The organism is Xanthobacter lutulentifluminis, from assembly GCF_043194675.2.
Taxonomy (GTDB): domain Bacteria; phylum Pseudomonadota; class Alphaproteobacteria; order Rhizobiales; family Xanthobacteraceae; genus Xanthobacter.
Genome location: NZ_CM195525.1, coordinates 3674304 through 3696050, shown reverse-complemented (window position 1 = coordinate 3696050; position 21747 = coordinate 3674304). Strand labels below are relative to the sequence as shown.

The 21747-nt window shown below is 68.9% G+C and carries 18 protein-coding genes; 8 read left to right on the top strand and 10 right to left on the bottom strand.

What is annotated here, in order from left to right; genetic code table 11:
- Positions 1 to 116: 116 nt before the first annotated feature.
- From ybaL to V5F49_RS16990, 5 genes are all read left to right on the top strand, one after another.
- Entirely contained in the window at positions 117 to 2168 is a 2052-nt protein-coding gene (ybaL, locus tag V5F49_RS17010; protein ID WP_394116733.1) for a YbaL family putative K(+) efflux transporter, read from the top strand.
- Between the two features lie 178 nt (positions 2169 to 2346).
- The gene (locus V5F49_RS17005) at positions 2347 to 3213 is read left to right on the top strand and encodes a metal ABC transporter substrate-binding protein (protein ID WP_394116732.1); all 867 of its coding nucleotides are present in this window, start codon (positions 2347 to 2349) and stop codon (positions 3211 to 3213) included.
- Entirely contained in the window at positions 3210 to 4112 is a 903-nt protein-coding gene (locus tag V5F49_RS17000) for a manganese/iron ABC transporter ATP-binding protein (RefSeq protein WP_394116731.1), read from the top strand. Before V5F49_RS17005 ends, V5F49_RS17000 begins: the two co-directional genes overlap by 4 nt.
- Positions 4109 to 4975, top strand: a complete 867-nt coding sequence (locus tag V5F49_RS16995; protein ID WP_394116730.1) for a metal ABC transporter permease — start codon at positions 4109 to 4111, stop codon at positions 4973 to 4975. Before V5F49_RS17000 ends, V5F49_RS16995 begins: the two co-directional genes overlap by 4 nt.
- Entirely contained in the window at positions 4972 to 5814 is an 843-nt protein-coding gene (locus tag V5F49_RS16990; RefSeq protein ID WP_394116729.1) for a metal ABC transporter permease, read from the top strand. The genes V5F49_RS16995 and V5F49_RS16990 overlap by 4 nt, the downstream gene beginning before the upstream one ends.
- Here V5F49_RS16990 and V5F49_RS16985 read toward each other — a convergent pair.
- Positions 5811 to 6638: a DUF6236 family protein gene (locus tag V5F49_RS16985; protein ID WP_394116728.1), complete on the bottom strand. Its 828-nt coding sequence runs from the start codon at positions 6636 to 6638 to the stop codon at positions 5811 to 5813. The two genes, V5F49_RS16990 and V5F49_RS16985, sit on opposite strands and share 4 nt — an antisense overlap.
- A 156-nt stretch (positions 6639 to 6794) precedes the next feature.
- On the opposite strand from V5F49_RS16985, the gene V5F49_RS16980 reads away from it, so the two are divergent.
- On the top strand, positions 6795 to 7970 hold the full coding sequence (locus tag V5F49_RS16980; RefSeq protein WP_394116727.1) for a phosphoserine transaminase: 1176 nt from the start codon (positions 6795 to 6797) through the stop codon (positions 7968 to 7970).
- 363 nt (positions 7971 to 8333) lie between these two features.
- On the top strand, positions 8334 to 9923 hold the full coding sequence (serA, locus tag V5F49_RS16975) for a phosphoglycerate dehydrogenase (RefSeq protein WP_394116901.1): 1590 nt from the start codon (positions 8334 to 8336) through the stop codon (positions 9921 to 9923).
- Positions 9924 to 10120: 197 nt separating this feature from the next.
- Here serA and V5F49_RS16970 read toward each other — a convergent pair whose 3' ends face one another.
- The 6 genes from V5F49_RS16970 to V5F49_RS16945 all read right to left on the bottom strand — a co-directional run bounded on the left by V5F49_RS16970 (position 10121) and on the right by V5F49_RS16945 (position 16247).
- Positions 10121 to 10615 carry a heme-binding protein gene (locus tag V5F49_RS16970; protein ID WP_509210704.1) on the bottom strand — a complete coding sequence of 165 codons (495 nt, stop codon included), beginning with the start codon at positions 10613 to 10615 and terminating at the stop codon, positions 10121 to 10123.
- 119 nt (positions 10616 to 10734) lie between these two features.
- The gene (locus V5F49_RS16965; RefSeq protein WP_394116725.1) at positions 10735 to 11718 is read right to left on the bottom strand and encodes a DMT family transporter; all 984 of its coding nucleotides are present in this window, start codon (positions 11716 to 11718) and stop codon (positions 10735 to 10737) included.
- Between the two features lie 211 nt (positions 11719 to 11929).
- On the bottom strand, positions 11930 to 12784 hold the full coding sequence (locus V5F49_RS16960; protein WP_394116724.1) for a VOC family protein: 855 nt from the start codon (positions 12782 to 12784) through the stop codon (positions 11930 to 11932).
- A gap of 125 nt (positions 12785 to 12909) precedes the next feature.
- Positions 12910 to 13425 (bottom strand): hypothetical protein, encoded by a 516-nt coding sequence (locus V5F49_RS16955; RefSeq protein WP_394116723.1) that lies wholly within the window; start codon positions 13423 to 13425, stop codon positions 12910 to 12912.
- A gap of 477 nt (positions 13426 to 13902) precedes the next feature.
- Positions 13903 to 15876: a methylmalonyl-CoA mutase family protein gene (locus V5F49_RS16950; protein ID WP_394116722.1), complete on the bottom strand. Its 1974-nt coding sequence runs from the start codon at positions 15874 to 15876 to the stop codon at positions 13903 to 13905.
- Between the two features lie 134 nt (positions 15877 to 16010).
- On the bottom strand, positions 16011 to 16247 hold the full coding sequence (locus tag V5F49_RS16945) for a GlsB/YeaQ/YmgE family stress response membrane protein (RefSeq protein ID WP_394116721.1): 237 nt from the start codon (positions 16245 to 16247) through the stop codon (positions 16011 to 16013).
- 252 nt (positions 16248 to 16499) lie between these two features.
- On the opposite strand from V5F49_RS16945, the gene ccrA reads away from it, so the two are divergent.
- Positions 16500 to 17783 (top strand): crotonyl-CoA carboxylase/reductase, encoded by a 1284-nt coding sequence (gene ccrA / locus V5F49_RS16940; protein ID WP_394116720.1) that lies wholly within the window; start codon positions 16500 to 16502, stop codon positions 17781 to 17783.
- A gap of 140 nt (positions 17784 to 17923) precedes the next feature.
- Here the strand turns inward: ccrA and murC are convergent, their stop codons facing one another.
- From murC to ftsW, 3 genes are all read right to left on the bottom strand, one after another.
- Positions 17924 to 19336: a UDP-N-acetylmuramate--L-alanine ligase gene (gene murC / locus V5F49_RS16935; protein WP_394116719.1), complete on the bottom strand. Its 1413-nt coding sequence runs from the start codon at positions 19334 to 19336 to the stop codon at positions 17924 to 17926.
- Positions 19333 to 20466, bottom strand: coding sequence for an undecaprenyldiphospho-muramoylpentapeptide beta-N-acetylglucosaminyltransferase (gene murG / locus V5F49_RS16930; RefSeq protein ID WP_394116718.1), 1134 nt, complete (start codon positions 20464 to 20466; stop codon positions 19333 to 19335). Before murG ends, murC begins: the two co-directional genes overlap by 4 nt.
- 66 nt (positions 20467 to 20532) lie before the next feature.
- Entirely contained in the window at positions 20533 to 21738 is a 1206-nt protein-coding gene (gene ftsW / locus V5F49_RS16925; protein ID WP_394116717.1) for a putative lipid II flippase FtsW, read from the bottom strand.
- Positions 21739 to 21747: the final 9 nt, after the last annotated feature.

Below are 21747 nucleotides of genomic sequence, written 5' to 3'. Positions count from 1 at the left end.
CGTGCATGATAGGAGGAACGGGCGCCGGCATCCGCCGCGCTGCTCCCATCACCAATTCCGGGCCGCAGGGCGCCATCGGGCGTCGCCGCGACCCCTTGCCCGCTGGAGGTTGCCCCGTGCCGCATGAGACGCCCCTGATCGCGACCCTCGTCGGGGCATTCGTGCTGGCCTTCATACTCGGCGCCATCGCCCAGCGGCTGAAGCTGTCGCCGCTGGTGGGCTACCTGCTGGCGGGCGTGATGGTGGGTCCGTTCACGCCCGGCTTCGTGGCCGACCAGCACATGGCGCTGGAGCTGGCGGAGATCGGCGTCATCCTGCTCATGTTCGGCGTGGGCCTGCATTTCTCCCTGCGCGACCTGCTCTCGGTGCGGGCCATCGCCATCCCCGGCGCGGTGGCGCAGATCGGCGTCGCGACCGCCATGGGCATGGGCCTCGCCTGGGCCATGGGATGGACCATCGGCGCCGGCCTCGTGTTCGGCATCGCCCTGTCGGTGGCCTCCACCGTGGTGCTGCTGCGCGCGCTGCAGGAGCGCCGCATGATCGAGAGCGAGCAGGGCCGCATCGCGGTGGGCTGGCTCATCGTCGAGGACCTCGCCATGGTGCTCGCGCTGGTGCTGCTGCCGGCCCTGTCCGGCGCGCTCGGCGGGCGCGTGGTGGCGACGCCGACGGTGGAGTGGCTGGGCAGCGGCGACGTGTGGACCACGCTCGGCATCACCCTCGCCAAGGTGGCCGGCTTCGTGGTGCTGATGCTGGTGGTGGGCCGGCGCGTCATCCCCGGCGTGATGCACTGGGTGGCGCACATCGGCTCGCGCGAATTGTTCCGCCTCGCGGTGCTGGCCATCGCGCTCGGCGTGGCGTTCGGCTCGGCCAAGCTGTTCGGCGTGTCGTTCGCGCTCGGCGCCTTCTTCGCCGGCATGGTGCTGAGCGAATCCCCCCTTTCCCACCGCGCAGCCGAGGAGACGCTGCCCCTGCGCGATGCCTTCGCCGTGCTGTTCTTCGTCTCGGTGGGCATGCTGGTGGACCCGTCGATCGTGGTGAAGAGCCCCATTCCGCTGCTGGTCACCCTGCTGATCGTGCTGTTCGGCAAGTCGCTGGCGGCGTTCCTGCTGGTGCGGGCGTTCGGCTACGGCAACATGACGGCGCTCACCATCTCCGCCTCGCTGGCGCAGATCGGCGAGTTCTCCTTCATCCTGGTGGCGCTGGGCGTGGACCTGCAGCTGCTGCCGGAGGAGGGCCGCGACCTCATCCTCGCCGCGGCGATCCTGTCCATCCTCGCCAACCCGTTCTTCTTCCTCGCGCTTGATCGCTACCGGGCGAAGTCTGCGGCGGCACCGCCGGCGGATGCCTCGCCCGCGCGCAAGCCGGAGCCGCAGCCCCATACGCCGCTGACCCCCACCGCCCAGAGCGGCCACACCGTGGTCGTCGGCTATGGCCGGGTCGGCCGCCTGGTGGCGGAAGGCCTGACGGTGGCGAAGGTGCCGTTCCTGGTGGTCGAGGACCAGAAGGACCGCGTGACCGAGCTGCGCGGCGCCGGCATCGAGGTGATCGACGCCAACGCCGCCTCCGCGGCGGCCATCGCTGCCGCCAACATCGCCGGCGCCCGGCGGCTCATCCTCGCCATTCCCGACGGCTTCGAGGCGAGCGGGGTGCTGCGCAAGGCGCGCCAGCTCAACCCCGGCCTGGAGATCGTCGCGCGGGCCCATTCGGATGCGGAGGTGGAGCACCTGCGCCAGAACGGGGCCAACTTCATCATCATGGGCGAGCGCGAGGTGGCGCGCGGCATGCTCGACCACGTGCTGGGCAAGGTCGGCGCAGCCCGGGGCGAGCCGGCGACAGGGCCGGCGACCGACGGAGCAGGCGCTCCCGTCGCTACCCCATCCGCGCCGCCGGCCGCCGAGGTGGTGCCGGTAATCGTGGCTGAGGTCACCCCTGCGGAAGGCACCCCCGCTGAGCCCTCCTCGGAGCCGGCCGGTCCGGTCGAGGCCGGCGCGACACCCGCCGAGACGCCGGCCGCGCCTCCCGTCATCGCGTCCCCCGCCCCGCCGACCGCCCCCCGCGCGGACGAAGCCGCCGAGCCGCCTGCCCCGGCGCCGGCCGCGTCCACCGTTCCACCCCTTGCGGAGAGCGGCGCTGCAGCGCACAAGGAAGGTGGAGCGGCGCGGACTTAAATGCGAATAAGTTGCAATTGCATTTGAGCCACATTATCTTGGTGAAGCGTCGCGGATGGAGCGATTGCTCATGCGGATTTTGCGGTCTCTTCCGGCCCGTTTGCCGGGTCATGCGCGCCGGGCCTTCGCCCTGTGCGCCCTCCTTCTCCTCGGTGCGGCCCTCGCGCTGCCCGCGCTGATGTCGCCGGCCTCGGCGGCAGACGGCAAGCCGTTCAAGGTCATCACCACCTTCACCGTCATCGCCGACATGGCGCGCAACGTGGCGGGCGACGCGGCGGTGGTGGAATCCATCACCAAGCCCGGCGCCGAGATCCACAACTACCAGCCCACCCCCGGCGATCTCATCAAGGCCCAGGGGGCGGACCTGATCCTGTGGAACGGCCTCAACCTCGAGCTCTGGTTCGAGAAGTTCTTCTCCCGGCTGAAGAACGTGCCGAGCGTGGTGGTCTCCGCCGGGGTCGAGCCCATGGGCATCACCGAGGGGCCCTACAGCGGCAAGCCCAACCCGCACGCCTGGATGTCGCCCTCCGCCGCGCTGATCTACGTGGACAACATCCGCGACGCGCTGGTGAAGCACGATCCGGCCAACGCCGCCACCTACAAGGCCAACGCCGAGGCCTACAAGGCCAAGATCACCGCCGAGATCGCCCCCATCCGCGACGCGCTGGAAAAGGTGCCGGCGGACCGGCGCTGGCTCGTCACCAGCGAGGGCGCCTTCAGCTATCTGGCGCGGGATTTCGCGCTGAAGCCGCTCTACCTGTGGCCCATCAACGCCGACCAGCAGGGCACGCCCCAGCAGGTGCGCCGCGTGGTGGACCGCATGAAGGCGGACCGCATCCCGGTCATCTTCTCCGAGAGCACCATCTCGCCCGAGCCGGCCAGGCAGGTGGCGCGCGAGACCGGCGCGGCCTATGGCGGCGTGCTCTATGTGGACTCGCTCTCCGACGCCTCCGGCCCGGTGCCCACCTATCTGGACCTGCTGCGCGTCACCACCTCCACCATCGCCAGGGGCCTCGCCGGCAGCACCGCGGGGGCCGGCAAATGAACGCCCCCCTCGCCCCCTCCCTCACCCGCCAGGACGAGGCCGACTGCGGCATCGCGGTGGAGCATGTGACGGTCACCTATCGCAACGGCCACACGGCCCTGCGCGATGCCTCCTTCCGCATTCCCACCGGCACCATCACCGCGCTGGTGGGGGTGAACGGCTCCGGCAAGTCCACCCTGTTCAAGACCATCATGGGCTTCCTGAAGGCCGGCCGGGGCGAGGTGCGCATCCTCGGCATGAGCGTCGGCGAGGCCTTGAAGCGCAACGTGGTGGCCTATGTGCCGCAGGCGGAGGAGGTGGACTGGTCCTTCCCCGTGCTGGTGGAAGACGTGGTGATGATGGGCCGCTACGGCCACATGGGCCTGCTGCGCATCGCCCGCCGCGCCGACCATGCGGCGGTGGACGCGGCGCTCGCCCGCGTCAACATGCTGGAGTTCCGCAAGCGCCAGATCGGCGAGCTCTCCGGCGGGCAGAGGAAGCGCGTGTTCCTCGCCCGCGCGCTGGCGCAGGATGCCCGCGTCATCCTGCTGGACGAGCCCTTCACCGGCGTCGACGTGAAGACCGAGGACGCCATCATCGCCCTCCTGAAGGCGCTGCGCGACGAGGGGCGGGTGATGCTGGTCTCCACCCACAATCTCGGCTCGGTGCCGGAATTCTGCGACCGCACGGTGCTCATCAAGGGCACGGTGCTGGCCTATGGCCTCACCTCCGAGGTGTTCACGCAGGCCAACCTCGAGAAGGCGTTCGGCGGCGTGCTCCGCCACTTCGTGCTGGACGAGAGCCACGCCACCTCCCCCGGCACCCTTGGCGTGCTCACCGACGACGAGCGCCCCCTCGTGCTCTACAAGGACCGCCCGGCCGCCAGCGGCACCGCCGGCTCAAGCGAGGGACTGGGATGACCGCCCTCCTCGCCGAGCCCTTCACCTACGACTACATGCTCAACGCCATGTGGGTGTCGGCGCTGGTGGGGGCGGTCTGCGCCTTCCTCTCCGCCTTCCTCATGCTGAAGGGCTGGTCGCTGATCGGCGATGCCCTCTCGCACGCCATCGTGCCCGGAGTGGCCGGGGCCTACATGCTGGGCCTGCCCTTCTCCATCGGCGCCTTCTTCTCCGGCGCGCTGGCGGCGGGGGCCATGCTGTTCCTGCAGGAGCGCACCAAGCTGAAGGAAGACGCCGTCATCGGCCTCATCTTCACCTCCTTCTTCGGCCTCGGCCTGTTCATGGTGTCCCTGTCGCCCACCTCGGTGAACGTGCAGACCATCGTGCTCGGCAACATCCTCGCCATCTCGCCGGAGGACACGCTGCAGCTGGCCGTCATCGGCTTCGTCTCGCTGGCGCTGCTCATGGTGTTCTGGAAGGACCTGATGGTCACCTTCTTCGACGAGAGCCACGCGCGCACCATCGGGCTTCGGCCCACGGCGCTGAAGGTGATGTTCTTCACTTTGCTCGCCGCCTGCACGGTGGCGGCGCTGCAGACGGTGGGGGCCTTCCTCGTCATCGCCATGGTGGTGACGCCGGGCGCCACCGCCTATCTGCTCACCGACCGCTTCCCCCGCCTCATCGCCCTCTCGGTGGCTATCGGCGCGGGCACGAGCTTTTCCGGCGCCTATCTCTCCTATTTCCTCGACGGCGCCACCGGCGGCATCATCGTGGTGCTGCAGACGGCCATCTTCCTCGCCGCCTTCGTGTTCGCGCCCAAGCACGGGCTGCTCGCGGCGCGGCGTCAGGCGGCGCTGGCGCTCAAGGAAGGGGGCGCGGCATGAGCGTGCTCCTCGCACCCCTCCAGTTCGATTTCATGCAGACGGCGCTGGTCATCGCCGCGCTGGTGGCGGTGCCCATGGCGCTGCTCTCCTGCTTCCTGGTGCTGAAGGGCTGGTCGCTGATGGGGGATGCCGTCTCCCACGCCGTGCTGCCGGGCGTGGTGCTGGCCTATATGGCCGGCCTGCCGCTGGCGTTCGGCGCCTTCGTGGCCGGCATGGTGTGCGCGCTCGGCACCGGCTATCTGAAGGCCAACAGCCGGGTGAAGGAAGACACGGTGATGGGCGTGGTCTTCTCCGGCATGTTCGGGCTGGGGCTGGTGCTCTACACCAAGATCCAGTCGGACGTGCACCTCGACCACATCCTGTTCGGCGACATGCTGGGCGTGAGCTGGGCCGACATCGCCGAGAGCGCGCTCATCTGCGGCCTCGTCACCCTCGCGCTGCTCGCCACCTGGCGCGACCTCCTGCTCAACGCCTTCGACCCGACCCAGGCGAAGGCGGTGGGCCTGCGCGTGGGGCTCTTGCACTACGGGCTGCTGGTGATGCTGTCGCTGACCATCGTCGCGGCGCTCAAAGCGGTGGGGATCATCCTCTCCGTGGCGCTGCTGATCGCCCCCGGCGCCATCGCCTTCCTCATCACGAAGCGCTTCGGCCGCATGCTGGCGGTGGCGGTGCTGGTGGCGGTGAGTTGCGCGCTCGGCGGCGTCTACCTCTCCTTCTTCCTCGATTCGGCCCCGGCCCCGACCATCGTGCTGCTGATGACGGGGGTGTTCATCGCGGCGTTCGTGGGGGTGCGGGTGAAAGCGCGGCGGGTGGAGAGCAGGTTCTCGCAGTCGCTTTAAAAGAGCCTCTCGTGAAAACTTGAAATATACCGAAAAGGACTCGCGCTTTCAGTTCGCCGCTTCAAAGATGAAGTTGGCCCTATACTGAACGCTGCGGCAGCGCCCGTCAACAACGCGCCAGATGCGCTCAACCCAAGAGAATAGGCGGCAATTGAGGAGCTTACAAAGGCCGGCAGATTCAAATTCGCATCAAAGCTACTCGAAAGGAAGGCTAGCCCAGAAGCACGAGACGCTTTAATATACTTTGAAATTGATAGATCTAATAAATGTATTTCGCGCTCAATCATCTGATTTGAAAAGTCTGACGACCTAATATTGGCATATATTGTATCAAGATACGAACGAATAGACAACAACTCGTCGCGATATTTTTCCTTGAATTCAATCACTTCATTTAATGGAACATCTTTTACTGGAACCGGAATAACATTATGTAGACGCACCGAAATGCCTCGATCGCGCTCTAGGTCTCCGTAATCGAAGTCGATCGAATTTACCCCCTTGCCAAGACTCCAGACGCCAGGCTCGGAACGGTCTAAGGCTCTATAGACGCGCCTATGTCCATCGACAAAGGCCGGCTCCATGAGAAACGCACCTGTCGGCGTTGGCATTTTGGAACGCTGCAGTACCCCGATATCGATAAGATACTGCGCATCCTGGGAGAGTCCAAAAGACAACAACGAGGACTCAGGCCAATCTAATTTATCCCAAAAAAGCAAAGAGAATCGGAGATCCTGCGGATCGAGATTGGTGTCGATCTTTAAGCTTCTCCCTCCCGCCTCGGCCTTGATAGGACAAGAAATCACAAGCCCTCTGCGATCCATGGCCGTTCCGCTCCGCGCTCTTTAGTTGTAAGTCATCATAATTCTCGTTCTAGTTCAATCTCCATCTCACCCTTGACACCCGCCCCCGCCCGGGCGTATCGCCATCCGCGGGACACCTCCCCCCAACGGGAGGCGCCCATCTGTGAGGATGGATACATGACTGCGAATCCTGCCCCGGCCACGCGCCCGGAGAATCCCAATTTCTCGTCGGGCCCCTGCGCCAAGCGTCCCGGATGGACGCTCGAAGCGCTCGCGGATGCTCCGCTCGGCCGCTCTCACCGTGCCAAGGTCGGCAAGACCAAGCTGAAGGAAGCCATCGAGCTCACCCGCGAGGTGCTCGGGGTTCCGGCTGACTACAAGATCGGCATCGTTCCCGCGTCCGATACCGGCGCCGTCGAGATGGCGCTGTGGTCCCTGCTCGGCGCCCGTCCGGTGGACATGCTGGCCTGGGAATCCTTCGGCGAAGGCTGGGTGACCGACGTCGCCAAGCAGCTCAAGCTGGCCGATGCCCGCACTCTCACCGCCCCTTACGGCGCCCTGCCCGACCTGACCCAGGTGGACTTCACCCACGACGTCGTCTTCACCTGGAACGGCACCACCTCCGGCGTCATGGTGCCGGATGCGGAGTGGATCCCGGCCGACCGTCAGGGCCTCACCATCTGCGACGCCACCTCGGCCGCGTTCGCGCAGAAGCTCGATTTCGCCAAGCTCGATGTGGTCACCTTCTCCTGGCAGAAGGTGCTCGGCGGCGAGGCGGCCCATGGCATCCTCATCCTCTCCCCCCGCGCGGTGGAGCGGCTCGAGACCTACAAGCCGGCGTGGCCCCTGCCCAAGATCTTCCGCCTCACCAAGGGCGGCAAGCTGATCGCCGGCATCTTCGAGGGCGAGACCATCAACACCCCGTCCATGCTGTGCGTCGAGGACTATCTCGATGCGCTCAAGTGGGCGAAGAACATCGGCGGCCTTGAGGCCCTGCAGGAGCGGTCCAACCGCAACTTCGAGGCCATCGCCCAGTGGGTGCACCGCACCGCGTGGGTGGACTTCCTCGCCGCCGATCCGGTGACGCGCTCCAACACCTCGGTCTGCCTGAAGGTGGTGGACGCCGACGTGACCGCCCTGCCGGCGGACGCGCAGGCGGCCTTCGCCAAGGCCATCGCCTCGGGCCTCGAGAAGGGCGGCATCGCCTACGACATCGGCGCCTATCGCGATGCCCCTCCCGGCCTGCGCATCTGGTGCGGCGCCACGGTGGAGCGCGCCGACGTGGAAGCTCTGACCCACTGGCTCGACTGGGCCTACACCGAGGCGAAGTCCGCGCTGCCCAAGGCGGCGTGATCGGACCTGCGTGAGGCGCCCGGAATGATCCGGGCCCATCGGTCAAGGTCCGCGTGAGGCGGCGGCGGGTTGGGCCGCCCCGCCTTTCGACGGCCCGGTCCTAAGGCCCGCATCGCCGGCACGCCCCGCAACGCCAGCCGCCTCGGGACCGTCCCGAGCGCCCCACAGACGAAGGCGGCGCGCCGCCTTCCCTCCCCCAAGGTTCCGCCGGGCCGTGCCCGGCCCTTCCCGCGGCCCGATGGCTGCGCCCGAACGGGCGCGCCGACGCCGGTCGCGGATGCCCGGCCGGCTGCCGGGCAGGACGGCACTTCGTTCGGCACCTTCATCCGGCACCCGCCGCGCAATTCCCTTCTCCGGAGGCCCATCATGGCACCCCGCGTTCTCATCTCCGACAAGCTCTCCCCCGCCGCCATCCAGATCTTCAAGGACCGCGGCGTCGAGGTGGATTTCCAGCCCGACCTCGGCAAGGACAAGGACAAGCTGGCCGAGATCATCGGCAATTATGACGGCCTCGCCATCCGCTCGGCCACCAAGGTCACCCCGAAGATCCTGGAGAAGGCCGACCGCCTGAAGGTCATCGGCCGCGCCGGCATCGGCGTGGACAACGTGGACCTGCCGGCCTCCACGGCCAAGGGCGTGATCGTGATGAACACGCCGTTCGGCAACTCCATCACCACCGCCGAGCACGCCATCGCCATGATGTTCGCGCTGGCCCGCGAGATCCCCGCCGCCGACGCCTCCACCCAGGCCGGCAAGTGGGAGAAGAACCGCTTCATGGGCGTCGAGGTCACCGGCAAGACGCTGGGCATCATCGGCTGCGGCAACATCGGCTCCATCGTCGCCGAGCGCGGCGTCGGCCTGCGCATGAAGGTGATCGCGTTCGATCCCTTCCTGTCGGTGGAACGCGCCCTCGACCTCGGCGTGGAGAAGGTGGAGCTGGAAGACCTGCTCGCCCGCGCCGACTTCATCACCCTGCACACCCCGCTCACCGAGAAGACCAAGAACATCCTCTCGGCCGAGAACCTCGCCAAGGCCAAGAAGGGCGTGCGCATCATCAACTGCGCCCGCGGCGGCCTGGTGGACGAGGCGGCCCTGCGCGCGGCGCTCGACAGCAAGCACGTGGCCGGCGCCGCTTTCGACGTGTTCACCGTCGAGCCGGCCGAGACCAACCCCCTGTTCGGCCATCCCAACGTGGTGTGCACGCCCCATCTCGGCGCCGCCACCACCGAGGCGCAGGAGAACGTGGCCCTGCAGGTGGCCGAGCAGATGAGCGACTACCTGCTCACCGGCGCCATCTCCAATGCGGTGAACTTCCCCTCCATCACCGCCGAGGAAGCCCCCCGGCTGAAGCCGTTCATCGAGCTCGCCGAGAAGCTCGGCTCGTTCGCCGGCCAGCTCACCGACACCAACATCAAGACGGTCCGCATCGTCTATGAGGGCGCGGTGGCTCAGCTGAAGGTGAAGGCGCTCACCTCCGCCGCCGTGGCCGGCCTGCTGCGCCCGGCCCTGCCGGACGTGAACGTGGTGTCCGCCCCGTCCGTCGCCAAGGAGCGTGGCATCATCGTCGAGGAGACGACCCGCGCCGCCACCGGCGACTTCGAGAGCCTCATCACCCTCACGGTGGTGACCGACAAGTACGAGCGCTCCGTGTCGGGCACCGTGTTCGCCGACGGTCACCCGCGCATCGTCAACATCAAGGGCATCAAGGTGGACGCCGAGTTCGCGCCCTCCATGGTGTACATCACCAACGAGGACAAGCCTGGCTTCATCGGCCGCTTCGCCAGCGTGCTGGGCGATGCGGGCGTGAACATCGCCACCTTCGCCCTCGGCCGCGACCATGCGGGCGGCGACGCCATCGCCCTGGTGGCGGTGGACGGCAAGGTGCCTGCCGAGCTGGTGTCCAAGCTGGAGGCCCTGCCCCACGTGAAGCAGGCCAAGACGCTCGGCTTCTGAGCGCCCTCGGCTTCTGGGCCCGCTCGGGCTCGGAGCCCTGCGCCTCCCGCGCGAGGAGGCGCCCCCGGTACGCGAAACGGCCGCCCCCTCGGGCGGCCGTTTTTCCTTTGGCGACTACCGGGCCCGGCGCTGTGTCCGGCGAAGACCGTCTCGCGCCAGCGCGTGCCGGTAGCGGCCGGAAGCTCCGGGCGCGGATCTCAGTGCGGCAGGCGGTCGGCGATGCGGGCGAGGCCGGCGGCGGCGCAGGCCTCGTCCTTCTCGCCGCCGGGCGCGCCGCCGACACCGATGGCGGCGACGATCTCGCCCTTCACCTTCACGCCCACGCCGCCAGCCAGCAGCAGCACGTCCGGCAGCGACGCCAGCGCCTGCGTGTTCGGCCCACCGCGGGTCTTCTCCACGAAGGTGGAAAGCGCATCGAACCCGAACACCGGGCCCAGCGTCACCACCGTGTAGGCCTTGCGGAAGCTGGAGACCTTGGTGTGGACGGTGCTGTGGTCGCCCTTGGCCAGCACCTTGGTTTCGCCCGAGGCGTCCACCACCGCCGCGGTCACCGGCCAGCCCCGCTCGGCGCACACGCGCACCGCTTCCAGAGCCGCCTCGCTGGCGAGGGCGAGCGGCAGGTCATAGCCGACGTTGCGCACCTGCGCGCCGGCGGGCCCGGCCCAGCCGGATGCCCCGGCGAGCACGGTCATGCCCAGTATTGCGGAACAGAGCCTGCGCCGCAGCGCGGCCGTCTCATGCGTCATCGGTCTCACCTCCTGCCGGGTCGGTCCGGCAGAGGGCTCATACCAATCTGGAGTAACCTATATAATCAGTTTTTACAGGTTTCACGCGCCTGTGACGTCACCCCCGCTGCCGCCGCCGCCCGCTGCCGTACGCCGGCCTTGGCGGAGGCTGTCGCGAAGCCGATGCCGAGAATGACCAGCGCGTAGCCGAGGAAATGGTACCAGGCGAGGCTCTCCCCCAGCACCACGATCGCCAGCGCTGTGCCGAACACGGGCATGAGATGCAGGAACGGCGCGGCCGCGTTGGCACCCACGAGCTCCACGCCCCGGTTGAAGAACAGGTAGGCCAGAAGCGAAGGCCCGGTCATCACGTACAGCAGCGTGCCTATGGTCAGCCGGTCGAAGTGCAGCACCCGTCCCTCATGCATCTCCCACAGGGCGAACGGCGTCAGCAGCACCGAGCCCAGCGCCATGATGACCGCCAGGAACGACAGCGGCCCCAAAGCCGGCCGCTTGCGCAGGATGGCGGCATAGAAGGCGTAGATGACGAGGGCGGAGATGATCCAGATGTCGCCCACGTTGGGCTTGAGATGCAGCAGCACGTCGAGGTCGCCGCGGCTGATGATGATCATCACGCCCGTCAGCGAGGTGATGATGCCCGCCAGCTGGCCGAGCCGCAGGCGCTCACGGAACAGCACGAAGGTCCACAGCGCCACCAGCAGGGGCGCGATGGACTGCACCATCAGCCCGTTCACCGCCTGGGTATATTGCAGGCCGTAATAGCTCATGGCGTTGTAGCAGGCGATGCCGGTGGCCGCGAGCAGCGTCAGGAGCCAGAAGTGGGCGCGGATCAGCGGCATGTCGCGCCGCAGCTGGCCGTAGGCGAAGGGCAGGATGATCAGCGTCGCGCCGATCCAGCGCAGCCACGCCAGCGACACCGGGGGCACATGTCCGGCGATGAAGCGGCCCACCACCATGTTCACGGCCCACAGCAGCGAGGTCAGCGTGAGCAGCAGGTAGGGCGCATCGAACGCCGCAAGATACAACGGACGCGGGGGCTTCGCCGTCATGGATCCTCCCGTCGCGCCGTTCATGCGGCGCTGACGCTTCGCTGGTCTTGTGCCCGCGCCACGCCTGCCGCGCCCCCCACGGCCCGCCGCGCGCCGGCCCGCCCGCGGACGGGCCGGTTGCACAGCACCCTCTAGCGCCAGACGCGCCGGGTGGGAAATTCAATCTGCCGCCCGCGCCCATCACGACGGGTGATGGGTGCAGGCGCGGGGCTCAGGCCGGCTCGAACCGCGCCGTATTGCCGGAGGGATCGCGCACCAGCAGGGCGCCCGCCTCGATGCGGGTGGCGATGCCGGCGGCAGCGAGCCGGGCCGCCAGCGCGGCGATGGCATCGGCGGGCAGCCGCACCACGAACTGATCGAGCCCGGCCGTGCCGTCTGCCGGCACCGGCGCTCCGGACGACTGCCAGGTGTTGAGGCCGATGTGGTGGTGGTAGCCGTCGGCGCTCAGGAACAGCGCGCCGGGATAGCGCGCCATGATGGTGAGGCCCACCGTATCCACCCAGAACCGCCGCGCCGCCTCGAGGTCGGACACCTTGAGATGCACGTGGCCCATGTCGGTCGCGGCCGGAGCCGGCACCGGCGCGGCGGGCGCCTCGCGGGCAAGGGCGGCCAGATCGAGCGGCAGCGTCGCCATGGCGATGGTGCCGTCGCCGGAGCGCGGCCATTCGCTCTCCGGCCGGTCCCGATAGATCTCGACGCCATTGCCGTCCGGATCATCGAGGTAGAGCGCCTCGCTCACCAGATGGTCCGACGCGCCGAGGCGCAGGCCCAGCCGGTGGATGGCGAGAAGACGGGTGGCGAGGCTCTCGCGGTCGGGCACGCGGATGGCCATGTGGAACAGGCCAGGGGCGCGGCGGGGCGCAAGGCCGGCGCCGGCGTGGCGCTCCAGCACCACCAGCGGCCGCCCGCCGGCGCCGAGCACCGGCGCCTCGCCATCCGACAGCACGTCGAGGCCCACCGCATCACGGTAGAACGGCACCAGACGGGCGGGATCGGCGCTGCGCAGGGTCACGGCGCCGAGGGCGAGATCGTGCGGGCGGGTTTCGGCGGAAGGAAGGGTGGTCATGATGAAGCTCCGGGCCGGCGACGCCTCAGGACGTCGCGTTGGCGTTGTTCCAAATATGGTCGAGCGCGCAGCCGGATGCCATTGCGCTGATGCAAGCAAGTCCCGGCGACGCCGCATGGCGGCGCTCAGTCCGTGGACCACTCCTCGCTCACCGTGCGCAGCTTGCCGCGGCGCCACTCATAGGTCTGGGAGCAGCGCATGTAGCGGTCCGGATTGGGCAGCTTGCAGTGGGCGTAGTGCGAGAACACCTCGAGGCGGGGCGGCTGCCCGTCCTTCGCCTCGGTGATCTCGAAGATGCGGGCGGGCCGGTCGAAGGCGCGTGTCCACCGGCCCGGTCCGGTGGACACGAACAGGATGTAGCGGAAGCCGTCCGAGCCGACCCACGGCGTGACGCCGCCGTCGCAGGCGATGGCGTGGGTGTCGATCAGAAAGTCCGGCCAGCCGTCGGTGGAGACGTTCACCACCTGGTACACGCCGGCGGGAGACCAGTGCGCGGTCCCCTCCTCCTTGCGGCAGGCGGCCTCCAGCTGGCGCACCGCCCGCGCCACCACTTTCGGCAGGCCGCGATAGGGACTGCCCCCGGGTGCGGCGGCCGGCGCAGCCGCGTCCGCATCGGCAGTCGCGGCAGCGGGGGATGACACGGGCGCGGAGGCGGCAGGCGCCGGCGGCACAGCACCGGTGGAGACCGCCGGCGCGCCAGCGGCTCCCGTCGGCGGAGCCCCGGACGCGGGAGCGGGCGAGGCAGGCGCGTCCTTGCCGGGCACGGCCGCAGGAGGGGCGGCATCGCCGGGAGATGCGGGGCCGGCGCCCGAAGCCGCCACCGTCGGGGCGGCCGCAACGGGACCGGACCCGGCGCCGGGAACATCCTCCGCGCGCACCGGTCCGCCGAGGGCGGCGAGCAGGACAATCACACAGGGTACCGGACGCAGCCGCATGGGCCTTCCTGCGCCTCGACAGGTCACCGCGGTGACGGGCGAGGCGGGCCCGTCACCGCGGGATGGCACCTCATGCCCGACCGGCGCGCCGCTCCGGCCGCTGCGACCGGACACAGCCTGTGGGGGCGCATGCCTTGCGGGCGCTACCGCCGCGCGGGGCAAGGCCCCGCGCGGCATGCGGACTCAGGCCGCCTTCTGGTTCTGGCCGTCCACGATGGTGACGATGTCGGCCATGATGCGGTTCAGCTCGAAGTTCTTCGGCGTGTAGACGGCGGCGACGCCGAAGCCCTTCAGCTGGGCCTCGTCCTCCGGCGGGATGATGCCGCCCACCACCACCGGCACGTCGGACAGGCCTTCGGCGCGCATGCGGTCCATCACGTCCTTCACCAGCGGCACGTGGGAGCCGGAGAGGATGGAGAGGCCCACCACGTGGACGCTCTCTTCCAGCGCGGCGTTGACGATCTCCGCGGGGGTCAGGCGGATGCCCTCGTAGACCACTTCCATGCCGCAGTCGCGGGCACGCACGGCGATCTGCTCGGCGCCGTTGGAATGGCCGTCGAGACCCGGCTTGCCCACCAGGAACTTGATGCGGCGGCCGAGCTTCTCGGACACCGCGTCCACGCTCTTGCGCACCTCGTCGAGGCCCTGCGTGTCGACGCGGGCGGCGCGGCCGACGCCGGTGGGGGCCCGGTATTCGCCGAACACCTCGCGCAGGCAGGTGCCCCACTCGCCGGTGGTCACACCCGCCTTGGCGGCGACGATGGAGGGCTCCATGATGTTGCGGCCTTCCTGCGCCGCGCTCTTGAGATCGGCGAGAGCCGCGGCCACCGCCTTGGCGTCGCGCGCCTCGCGCCAGGCCTGAAGCCGCGCGATCTGCTCGGCCTCCACGCCCTCCGGCACGGTCAGGATGGCGCCTTCTCCGGTGGTCAGCGGCGAGGGCTCGCTTTCGGTCCAGCGGTTGACGCCCACCACCACCTGGTCGCCGCGCTCGATGGCCTCGAGGCGGCGGGTGTTGGACTCCACCAGCTGCTGCTTCATGTAGGAGTTCTCGATGGCCGCGACGGCGCCACCCATGGCATCGATGCGGGCGAGCTCGGCGCGCGCCTCCTCCTTCAGCTCCTCCACCTTCTTGGCGATCTCGGTGGAGCCGTCGAAGATGTCGCCGTATTCGAGCAGGTCGGTCTCGTAGGCCACCACCTGCTGCATGCGCAGCGACCACTGCTGGTCGAACGAGCGCGGCAGGCCGAGCGCCTCGTTCCAGGCCGGCAGCTGCACCGCGCGGGCGCGGGCCTTCTTGGAGAGGGTGACCGCCAGCATCTCCAGCAGGATGCGGTAGACGTTGTTCTCCGGCTGCTGCTCGGTGAGGCCCAGCGAGTTCACCTGCACGCCGTAGCGGAACAGCTTCTGCTTGGCGTCCGTGATGCCGTAGCGGTTGACGCAGATCTCGTCCCAGAGGTCCACGAACGCGCGCATCTTGCACATCTCGGTGATGAAGCGCATGCCCGCGTTCACGAAGAAGGAGATGCGCCCCACCACCTCGCCGAACACGGCGCCTTCCGCCTCGCCCGACTTCTTCACCGTGTCGAGGATGGCGATGGCGTTGGCGAGCGCGAACGCCAGCTCCTGCACCGGCGTCGCGCCAGCTTCCTGCAGGTGGTAGGAGCACACGTTCATCGGGTTCCACTTCGGCAGGGCGCCGGTGGTGAAGATGATGGTGTCCTTGGTCAGACGCATGGAGGGCGCGGGCGGGAACACGTAGGTCCCGCGCGACAGATACTCCTTGATGATGTCGTTCTGCGTCGTGCCCTGCAGCTTCGAGCGGTCGGCGCCCTGCTCGTCGGCGGTGGCGATGTAGAGCGACAGCAGCCACGCCGCGCAGGCGTTGATGGTCATGGAGGTGTTCATCTCGGCCAGCGGGATGCCCTGGAACAGGGTCCGCATGTCGCCGAGATGGGAGATGGGAACGCCCACCTTGCCCACCTCCCCGCGCGCGAGCGGGTGGTCGGAATCATAGCCGGTCTGGGTCGGCAGGTCGAAGGCGACGGACAGGCCGGTCTGGCCCTTGGCGAGATTCGAGCGGTAGAGCTTGTTGGATTCCGCGGCGGTGGAATGCCCCGCATAGGTGCGGAAGAGCCAGGGTTTGTCGCGGACTACCATTCAATCTCCCCATCGACTGGATCTTGTGTCGGCGGGATTGTGCGTCGCAATGCGCGCGCCGTCGATGGGAAATTTGTCCGACGGCCGCAACCACCGGCGGGCGATCGCGGCCGATGTGTCCATCCCTTGCCGCGTCAGCGTTTCACCAGCGAGATGACGAACAGCAGGATCACCGCGCCGATGGTGGCGGAGATGATCTGGCCGATCATGCCACCCACCACGAACACCCCGCCGAACAGAAAACCGCCGATGATGGCGCCGACGATGCCGACCGCGATGTTGCCCACGAGACCGAAGCCGTAGCCCTGGAACAGCTGCCCCGCGAGGAAGCCGGCGACGGCGCCGACGATGATCATCCACAAGATGCCCATGTGCCTCTCCCCTGCCCGGCGCCGGACGGGGAAGAGCCCCCGGGCGGCGCGAGCGTCACTTTAGCGGGCGGCGGCGGCCGCGGGAATGGCGGCGCGAGCGTGGCCGTTCGCCGCCCTGCTCAATTTTCCACCCTGTGGGAATGGTTCCAAAGAGGGGTATCGCCATGGAAATTTTCTCTGCTACGCTGCACTGCGATACAGCCCCCAAAAAGCGACCGAAACGGTCCCGAGGGTCAGGAGAGGACGAGCGCTATGGCACAGACGGCAGCCGCCAACACGAACGAGGGACCGGTGAAGGACCTTTATGAGCTTGGCGAGATCCCGCCGCTCGGTCATGTGCCGTCCAAGATGTACGCTTGGGCGATCCGCCGCGAGCGCCATGGACCGCCGGAAGAGTCGTTCCAGCTCGAGGTCGTTCCCACCTGGGAGCTGGGCGAGAACGACGTGCTCGTGCTCGTGATGGCGGCGGGCGTGAACTACAACGGCATCTGGGCCGGCCTCGGCCAGCCGATCTCGCCGTTCGACGTGCACAAGGCCCCGTTCCACGTGGCCGGTTCGGACGCGTCCGGCATCGTGTGGGCCGTGGGCTCCAAGGTGAAGCGCTGGAAGGTGGGCGACGAGGTGGTCGTCCACTGCAACCAGGACGACGGCGACGACGAGGAGTGCAACGGCGGCGACCCGATGTTCTCCCCCTCCCAGCGCATCTGGGGCTATGAGACGCCGGATGGCTCGTTCGGGCAGTTCTGCCGCGTCCAGGCCCGCCAGCTCATGGCGCGCCCGCAGCACCTGACCTGGGAAGAGAGCGCCTGCTACACCCTCACCATGGCTACCGCCTACCGCATGCTGTTCGGCCACCCGCCGCACACCGTGAAGCCGGGCGACTACGTGCTGGTGTGGGGCGCCTCGGGCGGCCTCGGCGTGTTCGGCGTGCAGCTCGCCGCCGCCTCCGGCGCGCACGTGATCGGCGTGATCTCCGACGAGACCAAGCGCGACTACGTGCTCGGCCTCGGCGCGAAGGGCGTCATCAACCGCAAGGATTTCAAGTGCTGGGGCCAGCTGCCCAAGGTCAACTCGCCGGAATACGTCGAGTGGACCAAGGAAGCCCGCAAGTTCGGCAAGGCCATCTGGGACATCACCGGCAAGCGCGACGTGGACATCGTGTTCGAGCATCCGGGCGAGAGCACCTTCCCGGTCTCCACCCTGGTGGGCAAGCGCGGCGGCATGATCGTGTTCTGCGCCGGCACCACCGGCTTCAACATCACGTTCGACGCCCGCTACGTGTGGATGCGCCAGAAGCGCATCCAGGGCTCGCACTTCGCGCACCTGAAGCAGGCCTCCGCCGCCAACCAGTTCATCATCGACCGGCGCGTGGACCCCTGCATGTCGGAAGTGTTCCCGTGGGACCGCATCCCCGAGGCGCACACCAAGATGTGGAAGAACCAGCACGCCCCCGGCAACATGGCGGTGCTGGTGAACTCGCCGCGCACCGGCCTGCGCACCTTCGAGGACGTGCTGGAAGCGCTGCCGAAGAAGTAACACGGCGCCGCCCCGCGCGGCTGCCACACAAAGACAGGGGGGCTGCGGCGTGCCGCGGCCCCCTTTGTTTTGGCGCGCTCTGTTCTGGTGCGGTCTGCTCCGGTGCCGAGGTGCGGCCTGCCGCTCCCCGGAGCCGCCGGTCAGGCCGCCGGCTTGAGGGCGGCCAGTTCCCCCGGCAGGGCATAGGCCCAACCGGAGATGGAGCCGGCGCCGAGGCAGATCACGTAGTCGCCGGGCTTCGCCAGCCCCGCGACGATGCCGGCGAGCTGCTCCGGGCCCTCCAGCGCGGTCACCGAGCGGTGGCCGTGGGCGCGCAGGCCCTGCACCAGATGGTCCCGGTCCGCCCCCTCCACCGGCGCCTCGCCGGCGGCATAGACGGGGGCCACCACCACATGGTCGGCATCGTTGAAGCAGGTGCAGAATTCATCGAACAAAGAGGCGAGACGGGTGTAGCGGTGCGGCTGCACCACAGCGATCACCTGCCCCTCGCTGGCGGCCCGGGCGGCGCGCAGCACGGCGGCGATCTCCACCGGATGGTGGCCGTAATCGTCGAACACCGTCACACCATTCCATTCGCCGGTGCGGGTGAAGCGGCGCTTCACCCCGCCGAAGCCGGAGATGGCCTCGATGATCTTGTCGTCCGGCACCTTCAGCTCGTGGGCGACGGCGATGGCGGCAGTGGCGTTCAGCGCATTGTGCTTGCCGGGCATGGGCAGCTTCAGGCCGCGGATCTCGTGCACGGTCTCGCCCGCACGGTTGCGGAAGACGACGCCGAAGCGGGTGATGCCGCCCTTCAGGTCCACGTCCACGAGGCGCACGTCCGCCTGCGGGTTCTCGCCATAGGTGATGACGCGCCGGTCCTCGATGCGGCCCACCAGCGCCTGCACCACCGGATGGTCGATGCACATCACCGCGAAGCCGTAGAAGGGCACGTTCTCCACGAACGCCTTGAACGCCTCCTGCACCTTGTCGAAGGTCTTGAAGTGGTCGAGGTGCTCGGGATCGATGTTGGTGACGATGGCCACTTCCGTGGGCAGCTTGAGGAAGGTGCCGTCGCTCTCGTCGGCCTCCACCACCATCCAGTTGCCGTCGCCGCGCCGGGCGTTGGTGCCATAGGCGTTGATGATGCCGCCGTTGATGACGGTCGGGTCGAAGTTGCCGGCGTCGAGCAGGGTCGCCACCAGCGAGGTGGTGGTGGTCTTGCCGTGGGTGCCGGCGATGGAGACGCAGCTCTTCAGGCGCATCAGCTCGGCCAGCATCTCGGCGCGGCGCACCACCGGCAGGCGGCGGGCGCGGGCGGCGACCAGCTCGGGATTGTCGCGCTTGATGGCGGAGGAGACCACCACCACGTCGGCGTCGTCCACATTGGCGGCCGCGTGGCCGATCATCACCTTGATGCCGAGCTCGCGCAGGCGCTTCACGTTGGCGCTGTCCGCCACGTCCGAGCCCTGCACCTCGTAGCCGAGATTGTGCAGCACCTCGGCGATGCCGCTCATGCCGATGCCGCCGATGCCGACGAAGTGGATGGAGCCGAGGCCGGACGGCAGCTTCATGCCTTGTTTCCCCTGAAGGTTGCGACCGTGCCGCCGCCCGCCAGGTGCTGGACGAGATCGCCCAGCCGCTCCGCGGCGTCGAGCACGCCCTGGCTTCTGGCGCGATCGGCCATCCGCGTCAATGACATGGGTTCGGTGGCGAAGGTGTTCAGCTCCAGCGCCACGCGGTCGGGATCGAACTCCACCTGCCGCAGCACCAGCGCGGCGCCGGCATCGGCCAGCGTGCGGGCGTTGGCGGCCTGGTCCTGGTCCAGCGCATGGGGCAGCGGCACGAGGATGGAGGGCCGGCCGATGGCCGCAAGCTCCGCCACCGTGCCCGCGCCCGAGCGCGACACCACGAGGTGCGCTGCGGCCATGCGCCGGGGCAGATCATCGAAGAAGGGCGCCACCTCGGCCGCGACGCCGAGCCGGGCATAGGTGGCCTTCACGCGATCGAGGTCCTCCTCGCGCGCCTGCTGGGTCAGAACGAGGCGGGCGCGCAGCTCGGCCGAGAGCCGCTCCACCGCCTCCGGCACCACGTCGGACATCACCCGTGCGCCCTGGCTGCCGCCGAAGACGAGCACCCGCAACGCACCGCCCGGCAGGGGCGGATCATAGGGCGTCGCGGCGGCGGCGATGGCCGCCGGGCGCAAAGGATTGCCGGTCCATACGGCCTTCGCGGAAAGGGCGGGATCGGCCACGACCACGCCGGAAAAGCCGGTGGCGATGGCGCTCACCCGGCCCGCCAGCATGCGGTTGGCCCGGCCCATCACGCCGTTCGCCTCATGCACGATGCTCGGCACGCCGGAGAAGGAGGCAGCGAGCAGCGGCGGCACGGTGGGATAGCCGCCGAAGCCGATCACCGCGGCCGGGCGGATCCGCCGCAGCAACGCGAGGCTGGAGACGAGGCCCGAGGCGAGCGCGAAGCCGGTGCGGGCCAGCGCCACGGGCGAGCGCCCGCGCACCGTGTCGGCCGGCAGCACATGCAGCTCCCGCGCTGGGAAGTGGCTGGCGTAGCGGGCGGCTCTGGCGTCGGTGGCGAGATCCACCTGAAGGCCGCGCCCGGTCAGCACCGCGGCCAGCGCCTCGGCGGGAAACAGGTGGCCGCCGGTGCCGCCGGCGGCGAGAAGAACAAGATTGCCCACATCCACCTCGTTCGGCCGTGCTGCGGCCGCCGGGGCCTCACTGCCCCGGCAATGCGGCGGTTCCGCGATAGGTCAGGCCGGCCCCGGCACCGCGTCCGGCACGGCCGGCTCGATGGGACGGGCGGCGCGCTGCTCCGGCGCCGGCTTCTCGGTCAGCGCCGCCAGCGCCGCCGCGCCCGGCCGCCGCCGCGAAAGCGCGAGCAGCATGCCCATGCCGAAGGCCAGAGAGATGAGCGAGGAGCCGCCATAGGAGATGAAGGGCAGCGTCATGCCCTTGGCGGGGGCGATGTGCACGTTCACCGCCATGTTGATGGACGCCTGCAGGCCGAACAGCAGCGCAAGGCCGGTGATGGCGAAGCGGGCGAACGGGTCCTGCTCCCTGGCCGCGCGGGAGAGCGCGCGCAGGATGATGAAGGCGAACAGGGCGAGGATGATGAGGCACAGGATGATGCCGAATTCCTCGCCCGCCACCGCGAACACGAAGTCGGTGTGCCCGTCCGGCAGCAGGCGCTTCATGGTGCCCTCGCCCGGCCCTTGGCCGAACCAGCCGCCGTTGCGGAACGAGTTGAGCGCGGCGTCGATCTGGTAGGTGTCGCCGGAATCGGGATTGATGAAGCGGTTGATGCGCTTCTGCACGTGCGACACGGTGAGATAGGCGATGAAGCCGCCACCCGCGCCCACGCCGACGAGGCCCACCATCCAGATCCAGCGCAGGCCGGCGAGGAAGAACAGCGACGACCACACGAGGCTGATCAGCAGGCTCTGGCCGAAGTCGGGCTGCTTCACCAGCGGGCCCAGCACGCTGAACAGCAGGCCGAAGGCGAGCAGCTGGGCCGGCATTTCCGGCCGCTTGGTGCTCTCGGAGAACAGCCAGGCCGCGAGGATGACGAACGCCGGCTTGATGAATTCCGACGGCTGCACGGTGATGCCGGCGATGGTGAGCCAGCGCCGCGCGCCCTTCACTTCCGGTCCCACCACCAGCGTCGCCAGCAGCAGCAGGAAGAACAGGCCGAACACCACCACGCAGATGCGGCGGATGGCGCGCGGGGAGAGGAAGGAGGTGGCCACCATGACCACCGCCGCGGGCACCAGGAACAGCACCTGCCGGTTCACGAAGTGGAACGGGTCGGAGATGCTCAGGCGCGCCGCCACCGCCGGGCTCGCGGCGAGGCACAGGATGATGCCGATCACCATCAGGCCGACGAGGCTCGCGAGCAGGGCACGGTCCACCGTCCACCACCACTCGCTCAGCACGGTGCGGTCGGCGCGCGACATCATGGGACGGCA